Below are 13673 nucleotides of genomic sequence, written 5' to 3' on the forward strand. Positions count from 1 at the left end.
ACAAAATATTATGAAAGCAATCTTTTATTCGTTAATTCTCTTTTGTTGTCTGGGATGCCGGGCTGAGAAAGAGTGGACGTTGGCTTCACCCGATGGTGCAGTACGCTTTGTTGCAACACAGGTACCGGAAGGTGAAGGGACAACTATACTTCAATATTCCGTTTATTGTGGTGACTCATTAGTAATCAATCCTTCCCGTCTCGGGCTTGTGATGGATGGGATAGAATATGGGAAAGATGCGCGCCCCGTTGGAAAAGCAGTAGTGAAAACAATTAATGAACCTTATGAGCTGAAGGCAGGCAAACAACTCCGGACTGTTAATGCTTGTCGGGAGATGACGATTCCTTTTGACAATTTTCAGTTGATTGTACGGGCATACGATGATGGTATTGCCTTCCGTTACGCCTTTACACAAGAGGATGATGGGAAACAACATACGATAACAGATGAGTTAACAGAATTTTCAGTACCTGCCAACGGCAAAGCATGGATTCATCCGTATGACTGGAATGAACGTCACAAACCAAGTTACGAGCAGTATTCAAAGAACGGAATTGCTATCAACACCGAAGCTTCCCACGGTCGTGGCTGGGCTTTTCCGATGCTTTTTAATACCAATGACTGCTGGATGATGATTACTGAGGCTTATTTGGACGGTTCTTATCCAGCTACACATATTGATAACTCGGGGAAAAACAAAGCATATAAGATACGTTTTCCTGAGATAGAAGAACCTGTTGTTCCGGATGCGGTAGAGCCTGTTTCTACATTCCCTTGGTATACGCCTTGGCGTGCTATTATCGTGGGTAAGGAACTGAATACGGTTTTCCGTACACAGATGGTTGCTCATTTGAATCCGTCGTCAGTGATAGGTGATGATTCCTGGGTACTTCCGGGACGTGCTTCCTGGAGTTGGTGGTATGCCGGTGGAACAACCCGTGATTATAAGACGCAGATAAAGTATGTGGACTTTAATCATGCGATGGGCTGGGAGTATGTATTGATTGATGCCGGATGGCAGCGAATGGGTAATGGAGGTACGATGGAAGATGTGGTGAAGTATGCCGGAGAAAAAGGAGTAGGCGTTTGGCTATGGTATCATTCCGGTGCAGGAAGGGAGACAGATAGCATTCCAACACATCGTCTGATGTCCGATCCTGTATTGCGTCGGGCAGAAATGGAACGTATCAGCAGGTTGGGAGTAAGAGGTATAAAGGTAGATTTCTTCGATACGGATAAACAACGTATCATTCAGCTTTATCCGGCTATATTAAAAGATGCTGCTGAATTCTATTTGCTTGTTGATTTACATGGAGCAACTTTGCCCCGTGGATTTGAACGGACCTATCCTAATCTGATGACTACAGAAGCCATACGCGGAGCAGAGACATTAGGACGTCAGGAGCGTTGTGACCGGGCAGCAGAACACAATGCTACTGTACCTTTCACGCGGAATGTAGTGGGTTCAATGGATTATACACCCGTTACTTTTTCCGATAAGGTACGGCAGGGGATACCGGCTATCCGCCAGACAACGGTAGCACATCAACTGGCACTTGCCGTGGTCTTTGAATCCGGTTTTCAGTGTTATGCAGATAGAATAGAGGCATATGAAGAATTGCCGCGTATGCCCAAACTCTTCTTGAAAGATGTGCCTGCTGTTTGGGACGAAAGCCAATTGTTGGCAGGTTATCCGTCAGATTTTGCAGTGGTAGCACGTCGTAAAGGAAAAGTCTGGTATGTGGGTGGTATCAACGGAAAAAATGAAGATCGCGAGTTAGAATTCTCTTTACCGGAGGCTTGTAAGGAGTTGTCTTCTACCTGGATTACTGATGGGAAAGATAAAGATTCTTTCGGAAACGAAGTAATCTCTGTAGTAGATGGAAAAGTAAAAGTGAAGTTATTGGCAAACGGTGGTTTTGCGGGAACGATTAGATAATAGTTGACAGTTGATAATTGACAGTTGACAGTTGGCTGCGCTGTCACGCTGCACAGTAACTGTCAACTGTCAATTGTTCACTGTCAATTGAATTAAATAATTATAAAAATGAAAAGATACATTGTAACCTTTGTCCTGTCCATATGGACAGTCGCGCAGCTTGCTGCACAAATAAGCTGGGAACAGGTGGCTCCCGGTGTCTGGAAAGGAGTTGTAGGAACTCCCGAGAGTTATTCATTGTTGCAAGTGGCAGGTACTACTCCTAAAATGGAAGGTTTCAGCCGTTTACCGGAGGTGACGTTACCTGCTTTTGCTTCTGAAATAAAAGGTGATATTCAAGATGGTCAGACAGCTTTGCGTATTCCCTTACAGAGAAAAGAGCAACTGTATGGTTTTGGACTTAACTTCCAAACTGTACATCAACGTGGTAAAATCCTGAATCTGCATGTAGACCATTACGGTGGTAAGGACAATGGACGTACGCATGCTCCGGTTCCTTTTTATGTTTCCAGCCAGGGCTATGGTGTATTTATTAATTCGGCACGTTATATTACCGTATATGCCGGAAGTGGTGCACTGAAAGACAGTCCCAATGCTCCGGTAGCGAAAGATCGTAATACGGATAAATCCTGGTCGTCACGCCCTTATTCGGATGCGGTTTCTATTCTTGTACCTGCACCGGGGACAGAGATATATCTTTTTGCCGGTCCTACTCCAATGGATGTAGTACGTCGTTACAACCTTTTCTGTGGTGGCGGTACGTTACCTCCACGTTGGGGACTCGGTTTTACACAACGTACGCAAAAGCTATACACTGCCGAACAAGTAAAACAAGAGGCTGATGAATTTGAACGTCAGGGATATCCATTGGACTTTATTGGTCTGGAGCCGGGATGGCAAAGCAAAGCATACCCTTGCACCTTTGAATGGGATGCTACGCGTTATCCCGATCCTTCGGGTTTTGTAAAGGACATGCTCGACAAAGGCGTTCGTATCAATCTGTGGACAAACCCGTATGTGTCTCCTGATTCAAAGCTATATAAGGATATGTATCCTGTAAGTGGTTCACATACGGTGTGGTGCGGTATTGTTCCCGATTTGGCTGGTGAGAAAGCACGCTCTTTATGGAAAAATAAACTGAATAAAGAGCATGTAGGTATAGGTGTAAGTGGTTATAAGGTAGACGAAGTAGACGGATATGATTACTATCTCTGGCCGGATGTGGCTACTTTTCCTTCGGGAGTATCTGCCGAACAGATGAGGCAGACTTATGGGCTTTGGGTACAGCGCACAACAGCTGAGCTTTACAAGGCACGCAATCAACGTACATTCGGTTTGGTGCGTGCATCAAATGCCGGAGCATCTTCTATGCCTTATGTTATTTATAATGATTATTATAGTCACCCGGACTTTATTACAGCATTGATCAACTCCGGATATTGTGGGGTATTGTGGACTCCGGAGGTACGTAGCTCCAAGTCTGCGGAAGATTGGTTACGCCGTTTCCAGTCAGTTGTTTTTTCTCCGATGGCAATGATTAATGCGTGGAGTAGTGGTACGAAACCCTGGACATTTCCGGAGGTTGCCGAACAAGTGAAAGAGTATGCGTTGCTTCGTATGCAGATGATGCCTTACTGGTATACGGAATTTGCGCGTTATCATTTTGATGGTATTCCTCCTTTCCGTGGTATGAGTTTGGAAGCCGGATTCAATCCGGATGCGGCGGTAACAACAGAACTGAAGGAGAAGAGTTTGGAAGATAACCCCTATCTGGAAGCTGTGACTAAAGAAATAAAAGACCAATATATGGCAGGTGAATATTTACTGGTAGCACCTATGTTTAAGGGGCAGACGGAGCGTAAAGTCGTACTGCCACAGGGTGATTGGTATGATTTTTATACCGGTGCATATGTTGGTAATGGAGAGACAATAACAGCAACTCCGGGACTGGATCGTATTCCTGTATATGTGAAAGACGGAGCTATCATTCCGATGATGGAGCCGATGCTTCATGCACCGAAACCGGGAGTAAAAGTGAACCTGGAAATTCGTCACTATGGGAAAGCAAATGGCTCTTATCGTCTGTATGATGATGATGGTGAAACATTTGATTATGAGAAGGGAGTATACGCATGGAGAGATATTAATGTGGTACGTGAAAAGAACGGTAAACTGAAGGGTACTATTTCGAAAGCTGAAAAAGGAAAACCGGACTCAGTAGGAAAGGTGACTTGGCGATTTATGACAATTGACATTTGATAGTTGACAATTGACAGTTGCTATGTAGATGATAGTGCAGCACATCCCCCTCTGAGAGGGGGGCCGAAGGGCGGAGGAGGTGTATCGGTACAGCGCAGCTCATTTTCAACTTTCAATTTTCAACTGAATAAACTTTTAATTTTCAACTAAAATGAAGAAATACATCTATCTCTTTTTCTTTTTATCTGTATGCCCTCTGTTAGTTTGGGCAGCAGATGACAATCCTGTAGCGAAACAATTATTTAATGTTACTTCTGGTGACCTGAAACTATCTTTTATGGTTGGTACTGACGGTCGCCTTTATCAGCTTGCTTTTGGTGATGTAACTAAAGAGGTAACAGTTCCCGTTAAAATGCCTTCGCGTGAGTGGGAGTTTCTTCCGCCTTACGGTAATGGTGTACTGACTGAACCAGCTTTGCAGGCTACTCATGTAGACGGTAATACCTCTACGGAATTGCTCTATACGAATCATAAGACGGAGCAATTGGGTGACGGCATTACGCAAACCGTTATTTCTCTGAAAGATCCTGCTTATCCTTTCTCTGTAGATATTTACATCAAGTGTTATGAATCTACCAGTATGATGGAGATATGGAACACAATCACACACAACGAAAAAGGCAAGGTGATACTTTATCGCTATGCTTCTGCATCTCCTGTACTGAAAGCAAAGAATTACCGGCTTACTCAATTCATAGGTAATTATAAACGTGAAGCGACTCTTGCCGAGGAAGAGCTTACTACGGGTATTAAAGTTCTTGATTCTAAGCTTGGCATACGTGCCAATCAGATGCGTATTCCTTCTTTCCTTCTTTCTCTTAATGGTGAAGCAGATGAGAATAAGGGCGAAGTGCTTGCCGGTTCTCTGAAATGGGCGGGTAGTTTTCAGCTTGCCTTTGAGGTTGACTGGAATAATAATCTTCGCGTGTTGACAGGTATCAATCCGGTCGGTTCGCAGTATCATCTGGAACGTGGTGATACCTTCATTACACCTGCTATTCTTTATGCTTACAGTAAACAGGGGAAAGGTGATATTAGTCGTAAATTTCATCGTTGGGCACGTGCTTACGGTATCCGTGATGCGGAAAAAGACCGTCCTGTATTACTCAATAACTGGGAAGCAACTCACTGTACATTTGATGAAGAACGTCTGAAAGGACTTTTTGATGGTGCACGCCAAATTGGTGCCGAACTCTTTTTATTGGATGATGGCTGGTTTGGTAACGGATCCTATTCTCGTGATGACGACAAACATGGCCTGGGTGATTGGGAAGTATCTACAAAAAAACTTCCACGCGGACTCTCTTATATAGCCAAAGAAGCTTTGAAACGTAAAGTTGGTTTTGGTATCTGGTTGGAGCCGGAGATGGTAAACCCGCAAAGTGAACTCTATAATAAACATCCTGAATGGATTATTACCCAGCAGAAGCGTGAACCGATTCTGGGGCGTCATCAGGAGATACTCGACCTGACACGTCCTGAAGTGCAACAGTATGAATGGGAGGTGATAGACAAAACACTACGTCCCAATCCGGATATTTCGTATGTGAAGTGGGATTGTAACCGCTATGTGACGCAGCCGGGTTCTACCTATTTGCAGCCGGACAAGCAAAGTCATCTGTTGATAGATTACAACTGGGCACTTTACCGGTTGATGGATCGCTTTGCAAAAGGTTTTCCGGATGTGATGGCAATGCTTTGTGCCGGAGGTTCGGGGCGTGTGGATTATGGTTCAATGCAATACTTTCATAGTTTCTGGCCGAGTGATAATACTGATCCGTTGGGACGTATCAAGATTCAGTGGGGCTTTTCTCACTTTTTTCCGGCAAGTACTATCTCGGCACATGTGACGCGTATGGGTAAACGTCATCTGAAGATGGCGATTGACGTGGCATTAAGTGGCTCTTTCGGTATCGATCTGGCACTGGATAAAGCTACTCCCGAAGAGCGTGAACAACTGGCTGCTGCTGTGAAACTTTATAAAGAAAGTATCCGTCCGTTGGTGATGCAGGGTGATCTGTACCGTTTGGTTTCTCCGTATGAACAGCCGGTAGCATCATTGAGTTATGTTTCTGAAAATAAAGAATGTGCGGTTGTTTATATTTATCAGACGGAAGATGGTAACGTTCCTGCCATTCTATTAAATGGGCTGGATGCCAATAAACGTTATCGTATTACAGAAGTGAGCCTTCCGAAAGGACAGACTTCCCGTTTTGCAGGCAATGGTAAGATTTTCACTGGAGCAGAGTTGATGACAGCTGGTATCGCAAATCCGCTCAGCAATCAGTTTGAGAGTGCAGTGATTCTGTTGACAGTGGACAATTGACAATTGACAGTGGGCTGCGCTGTGTTGTTACATCTTCCCCGGAAAGAGGAAGGCTCAAAAGGGCGGGGGAAGGTACGTCGGCACAAAGCAGTTTGATTGTTACATTATTTATCTTCGACGGAACGCAATTCTTACAAATTTATTTGCGTAATTTGCACAATTGATGTTCCGTTTACATCTTGTAAAGTCTGTTTGTAGTTAACCCCTTACCTGCATGAACCTACGCCTATATTGCATGCAGGCAAGGCGTAGACTGTAAACAGGCAAAGTGGAGACTGGCAGATTGCCTGTTGAATGATATTTATAACCCATTAAATAATAATTATGATGAACAAAAAACTAATTTCTCTATCTCTTTTCTTTGTCCTTGCCGGATTAACCCTTTCGGCACAGAATAAAGACCGTTGGGATATCACTCCCGAAGGCTCTATTCGTTGGCAAATCAAAGAAGACATTCCCCATTATGATCATCTTGAAATGAGTGGACAGCGTCTTTCCGTTGTTCTTCGTTACGGAGTAGATGCCGACCGGGCTTTTCACCTCAATCGCAGCCTTGTGTTCCCAATGCTTCGTATGCAACCCAATAAAACACAAAACAATCTCAAGCAGCGTTTTGAAGTCAATATCCCAGCCATGGTCACTATTGACGATCAGACTTTGTTAAATGAACGCGTCAGCGATATTACCTTCAATGGTATCATGACCGTTCATAGTTCTTTTGGTTACATCCGTAGCCGGAAAGAAGTAGAGAATGCTATTCAACTGACCCGGACCCTGTATCCTTCACCCAATAATGACTATTATTGTGAGGAATATTCTTTTACCAATGCTGGAGAACACCCTGTCACAATGCGTGTTCCTGAGTGGAAAGTGACGTACAATACTCCCGAGGAAGCCGGAGTTTATGGTGCTTATACCATTGAGGCCTCTCTTTCGAAAAACGGAACTTTTAAGGTGGAACCAGGTGGTAAACTCGAGTTCTATGCCATCTTCTCCGGTCGTAAAGCAGGTGATGCAGCATTGGCCCGCATTAATATTGAATCAGAACGTGCCGGACGTCAGGCACTGATCAATCAATGGTGGAACAATCTTGTCCTTGATACTCCCGATCCTGTATTAAATCGTATGTTCGCTTTTGCCAAGCTGCGTGGAGCCGAAAGTATCTATCGTACAAAAGGAGGTCTGATGCATGGTCCCGGTGGTGAAGCATACTATGCAGCCATCTGGGCCAATGACCAGGCTGAGTATATCAATCCTTTCTTTCCTTATCTGGGATATGAAATAGGTAATGAGTCTGCTTTGAACTCTTTCCGGCATTTTGCCCGTTTTATGAATGACGAATACCGTCCTATTCCCAGTTCTATTATCTCCGAAGGAGTAGGAACCTGGCATGGAGCCAAAGACCGGGGAGATGGTGCTATGATTGCTTACGGTGCTGCCCGGTATGCTCTTGCCCGTGGTAATAAAGAAGAAGCCCGGGAGTTATGGCCTCTGATCGAATGGTGTCTGGAATACTGTCATCGTAAGTTGACACCGGCCGGTGTAGTAGCTTCTAACTCTGATGAACTTGAAAATCGTTTTCCTGCGGGAGATGCCAATCTTTGTACTTCCTCACTCTATTATGACGCGTTACGTTCTGCTGCTCTTTTGGGACGTGAACTGGGCATTTCTTCTGCACAAATCAAAACCTATACCCGTCAGGCTGATGATTTGGAACAGGCCATTGAATCACACTTTGGCTATGACATAGAAGGTTTTCCCAGTTATCGATACTATGAAGGAAATGATATTCTTCGTTCCTGGATCTGTATGCCGCTTACTGTGGGTATTTATACTCGTGCGGCAGGTACTATTGATGCTCTTTTTTCACCTCGCCTCTGGACAGACGACGGACTGTTAACTCAGGCTGGTACGGAAACTTTCTGGGATCGTTCTACTCTCTATGCACTTCGTGGTACAATTGCTGCAGGAGAAGTAGGTCGTGGTATGGCATTTCTCAAGAAGTATTCTCATCGCCGTTTGTTGGGTAATCATGTGCCGTATGCTATTGAGGCGTGGCCCGAAGGTAACCAGCGTCATCTTTCAGCTGAGAGTGGTCTTTATTGCCGCATCTATACAGAAGGGCTTTTTGGAATTCGCCCCACAGGTCTGCGTAGTTTTGAAATGACTCCGCGTCTTCCGCAAGAGTGGGAGTATGCCAATTTGAATCATGTGCGTGCCTTTGGTGCTGATTTTGATATACAGGTGAAACGTGCTGGTAGTAAATTGGCGGTTACAATTATCAATGGAAAGAAAACTATAAAGAAAACCATTAGTGAAGGACAAACTATGACGGTGAAACTATAAAACTTTGATCATTCACTTTTCCTTTATCCCGGTAAGATGTACTTTCTTTACCGGGATATTTTTGTTTTCCGGTACTTCTTTTAAATAGGAACGATGGTTTTGTCTCTTTTTTCGGAAACAGAGTTATAGTTTCTGTCTCTTTTTCTATAACTATCGTCTCATTTCATTTCTCTTTTTGAATATATGTAAAAGGAGAGTTTTGCTATTTATAGGTTTTTATTACATTTGCTATGTATTAATCTATCGAAACTATAACTATGCTAAGAAAAACACTATTGTTGATGTACCTGTTGTTGACAGGTGTGTCTTATACCCTGGCACAGGATATCCGGAACTCTTTTTATTATAGTCCGCATATAAATGAGGGACTTTCTCAACTCTCTGTCAGAGTCATTCATCAGGACTCTAGAGGTTATATATGGTTGGGGACTAAGAATGGATTAAATCGCTACAATGGAAAAGAGTATACTGTCTATCAGGAGAATCCGTCTGACTCATTGAGTCTTACTAATAGCGATATTCTCTCTTTGGCAGAAGAACCTGGTCGTGCACTTTGGATAGGAACCAGTTATGGACTGAATCGTCTTTGCCAGCACACGAATCGTATTCGTCGTTATTTGGACGATAAAGGTATGTTGAGAGATGCAATCCAATCTGTTCTCGTTGACCACTCCGGACGTGTGTGGGTGGGGAATCGTAAGGGGATTTTTCTATATCATCCGGATGAAGATCGTTTTTATCCGGTTGAAATTGCAGATAAAGATGGATTGATCAGTGTTTCTGTCATATTTGAAGACTCATCGGGTAAATTTTGGATAGGTACCCATGATGATGGGGTTTATGTCTGCGACCAACAAATGCAAGTCATCAGTCATTATTCGCAACAGACTAATCTGGCGTTGTCTGATAATGCCGTTTCAAGTATCTATGAAGATCATCTGAAGCAGATATGGGTAGGCTGTCACCTCTATGGCTTGAATTGCGTTGACTTGCGCAATAACCGTATAACTCATTATACAAGTAAAAACAGTGGTTTGAAAAATGATTTTGTCCGTTGTCTTGTGGAGTGGGACGGACAGTTGCTTATCGGTACTTATGATGGTGTTTTTGCACTTAACCTTACTACCCGCAATATAGAGAAGGTGGCTGATTACAGTAGAGACAGGCATTCATTGGGACATTTTTCAGTTTATGCCTTTTGTCTTTCGAGTGCTAAAATACTGTGGATTGGTACATATTCCGGGGGCATTACAATGCTTTCAAAGCTGATGAACCGTTTTGTACGTCATGATCCCGGATACAGGCTGAATATACAAACCGGTATTTATAGTACGGCTTGTGCCGACAAGGATGGTAGTTTGTGGCTTGCCACAGAAGGACATGGGTTGTTGAATTACAATCCGGAAACTCTGTATACAGAGTTTTATTTGCTTGATCGTACCGGTCCTTCCCTTCATAATTCGAATATAATAAAGACTGTATTGCCGGAAGATGATTACATTTGGTGCGGGACAGCCTTTGGCGAAATTTATCGCTTTGATCTTCGTTCTCGTAAATTTTCGTTATTCTATAAATATCCTGAATCGGCAGTGATTTACTCGTTGCTTCGTGATAGCAAGGGTAATCTCTGGGCATCTACTATCCGGCGTGAATCCGCATTGACTTGTTTTACACCAGATGGAAAGGTATTAGATACTTTTAAAGATGCACAGGGGCGGAAAATAAGTATGTCCGGTATTCGTTGCCTTTTTGAGGAGCGTGAAGGGGTCATGCTGATCGGTACCCGTTCTACCGGAATCTATCGTTATGATATGAATACCGGAGTGGTGGATAACTACCGGAAAGATACTTTACCCTCTGACAAAGGATTCATACCGGGCAATTATATTTCCAGTATAGATCGCACTAAGTCGGGGGATATCTGGATTTCTACTTATGGCAGTGGTATTTTCCGTTTTAATCCGGAACATGGTGCTGATCTTTGTGTGACGAAACATGAAGGTTTGCTGGATAATAATGTCTGTAAACTCATTATCGGGAGGGATGGTAATTTATGGATGAGTACGTCACTGGGAGTGGCTGTTTATAATCCTAAGACTGGTAAAGTGCACAATTACGAGAGAGGGAATGGTGTCGATGTTCGTGAATTTACGCTACACGGAGGAACATCTATGCCCGATGGCACAATCTGCTTTACGGCAAACAATGGTTTTATTACTTTTCAGCCTTTGAGGATGCAGGTCAACAGTTATATTCCGCCTATCGTACTGGAACAGTTAAGTGTTAACAATCAACCTGTTTCTCCGGGGGATGCTTCCGGTATACTCTCTGGTGTGTTGGATGATATGTCCGAAATACACCTTTCTTATAATGAGAATAATATATCTATTGATTATTGGGCACTGAACTTTGTATTTAACAATATGAATCGATACGCCTATCGTCTGGAAGGATATGATACAGACTGGAATGAAGCAGGAGGGCGTACTTCGGCTTATTATACTAATCTGCGTCCGGGTGAATATACGTTTCATGTTCGCGCGTCCAACAATGACGGACTGTGGAATAACGAAGGTCGATCGTTACACATCGTTGTTCATCCGCCTATATGGGCTACATGGTATGCATATGTATTTTACTTATTATTACTTTCTTGCGTGATATATATTATTTTGTTCTATATGAATGCCCGCCGTCGTTTGCGTGAGAACCTTCGTGTAGAGCAGTTTGAAAAACAGCAGCAGGAAGAATTGCATCAGGCCAAACTCCGCCTGTTTACTAATTTCTCACATGAACTTCGTACGCCATTGTTGCTTATTATCACTCCGTTTGAAGAGATGGTAAAACAAGTGGGGTTACCCAGTGAACTGCGTGAACGTCTGGGGATTATTTATAAGAATGCCCGGAAGTTATTATTACTCGTCAATCAGATGATGGATTTACAGAAGAATCAGACAGGTAATATGCAACTACGTGCCAGTAAAGGGAATGTCTGTGAGTTTATAAAGGAGATCTATTATGCTTTCAGTCAGGTAGCACAAACGAATGAGATAGATTTCCGTCTTGATTGCCAACCGGAGGAGATAGATGCCTGGTATGATAAATCTTTATTGGAAAAACTCGTATTCAACTTACTTTCCAATGCCTTTAAATATACTCCTGCCGGTAAGGAAATAAAGATGCTGGTACGTAGTTACTCTTATGAAGAGTTGAACGAGCGTTACCGGAGTGAGGTTTGTCATAAAGCTGATTGTAACGAAATGCGTTATTTAATGTTACGAATAGAGGACTCCGGTAAGGGAATTTCTAAAGAAGAGCGCGATAAAGTATTTATTCCTTTCTATCAGGTTCCGGAGTCTACAGTTGCTAATGTCCCCGGTACAGGTATCGGGCTGAGCCTGGTGTATTCGATTGTAAAGTTATGCCGTGGAGGTATTTTTATTGAAGATATGGATCATCCGGGAGCTTGTTTTGTCGTGGTATTACCCATCAGCCCTATGGCTTTTAAAGAAGAAGAAATAGATACTTCTACAGGTGAAGAGGGTATCATGGATTCTCAGTCTGACTCATTGGATATGACTAATGGTGGAACGGAAATGTCAGAATCAGTAACGGTGGCACCTGCTGCTCCTCCTGTATCTGCTCCCGGTGTTTCTGCTCCGGAAGATTTTGCACGGCAGAAGTATAAAATATTGTTGGTGGAAGATGATAAAGACGTTCGTGAGTACCTTCATAAGTCCCTTGAGAATGATTATGATATCATAGAAGCTTCCAATGGAGTAAGGGGATATGAGAAAGCAGTGAGTCATTTTCCCGATTTGGTATTGAGTGATATCATGATGCCTAAACGCAATGGGCTCGAACTGTGTGCTATGATAAAGAATGATGTGCGCATCGGTCATATTCCTGTGATCTTGATGACGGCGCGCTCTATGGTGATGCATATCAAAGAAGGTTTCTCTGCCGGAGCGGATGATTATATTATCAAGCCTTTCAATATGGATGTGTTGCGATTGCGTATTCGTAGCTTATTGGAGAGTAGGGCAAAGCTGAAGAAGTTGTATGGTAAGCGTTTCTCTCCTGATGAAATGGGGATAGAAGTTGTTTCTGCCGATGAACGCTTCTCACAGAAACTGTTTGAAGTGATTGAAAAGAATATCTCAGATCAGAATCTGGGAGTAGAAATGCTTTGCCAGGAAATTGGTATCAGCCGGGCCAATCTGTACCGTAAATTGAAGTCTATTACTGAACTCTCACCTACCGAACTGATTCGTAACAAACGTCTTGAAATAGCTGCGAAGATGTTGAAAGAATCGGATATGAGTGTGTCCGAAGTTGCAGCATTACTTGGATTCAACAGTCATTCGTATTTCTCTAACTCTTTCAAAAGCTTTTACGGATACACTCCAACGGAGTTTATTCAGAAGAAGCAGGCGGGAATTTGAATTGAAGGGAGAGTTGAAAAGAAGGGAGAGGGGAGAAGTGCTATGCAGCGGATAGCGTAGCCTATCTCCCTCTGAGAGGGGATACGCTTCGGGGCGGGGAAGAGGTATGCGCAGTCTACTGTTCACTGTTTTACATGTACATCTAACACTGCTTACATGTACATGTAAAACAACTCTGTATATCGGCCGTGGATATCTTTCTCCCCGATTTAGCCAATGAATGCCACCGTGTAATAGTAAGGAGGTCACTATTAAGTTTTGCCTTCTCCCCTCTCAATTCTCCCTTCTTCCTTCTCCTGTCACTATTGTCTCATTTCGTTGTCACTATTGTCTCACTCCCGTATATGATATGTTTCTG

The 13673-nt window shown here is 43.3% G+C and carries 5 protein-coding genes; all 5 read left to right on the forward strand.

The annotated features are described in order from the left end of the window. Nucleotides 1–10 precede the first annotated feature (10 nt). The 5 genes from VCM39_RS09085 to VCM39_RS09105 all read left to right on the forward strand — a co-directional run bounded on the left by VCM39_RS09085 (nt 11) and on the right by VCM39_RS09105 (nt 13315). Nucleotides 11–1939 (forward strand): glycoside hydrolase family 97 protein, encoded by a 1929-nt coding sequence (locus tag VCM39_RS09085; RefSeq protein WP_322933040.1) that lies wholly within the window; start codon nt 11–13, stop codon nt 1937–1939. Nucleotides 1940–2047: 108 nt separating this feature from the next. After that, complete coding sequence (locus VCM39_RS09090; protein ID WP_322933039.1) at nt 2048–4198, forward strand: TIM-barrel domain-containing protein; 2151 nt, start codon at nt 2048–2050, stop codon at nt 4196–4198. A 151-nt stretch (nt 4199–4349) separates the two neighbouring features. Further along, a complete protein-coding gene (locus tag VCM39_RS09095; protein ID WP_289293434.1) occupies nt 4350–6524 on the forward strand; it encodes an alpha-galactosidase in 2175 nt (724 codons plus the stop codon). A 327-nt stretch (nt 6525–6851) separates the two neighbouring features. Beyond that, nucleotides 6852–8870: a hypothetical protein gene (locus tag VCM39_RS09100; protein WP_221650215.1), complete on the forward strand. Its 2019-nt coding sequence runs from the start codon at nt 6852–6854 to the stop codon at nt 8868–8870. 257 nt (nt 8871–9127) lie between these two features. After that, nucleotides 9128–13315 (forward strand): two-component regulator propeller domain-containing protein, encoded by a 4188-nt coding sequence (locus VCM39_RS09105; RefSeq protein WP_221650200.1) that lies wholly within the window; start codon nt 9128–9130, stop codon nt 13313–13315. Nucleotides 13316–13673 lie beyond the last annotated feature (358 nt).

Source organism: Bacteroides mucinivorans (assembly GCF_034654355.2).
GTDB lineage: Bacteria > Bacteroidota > Bacteroidia > Bacteroidales > Bacteroidaceae > Bacteroides > Bacteroides nordii.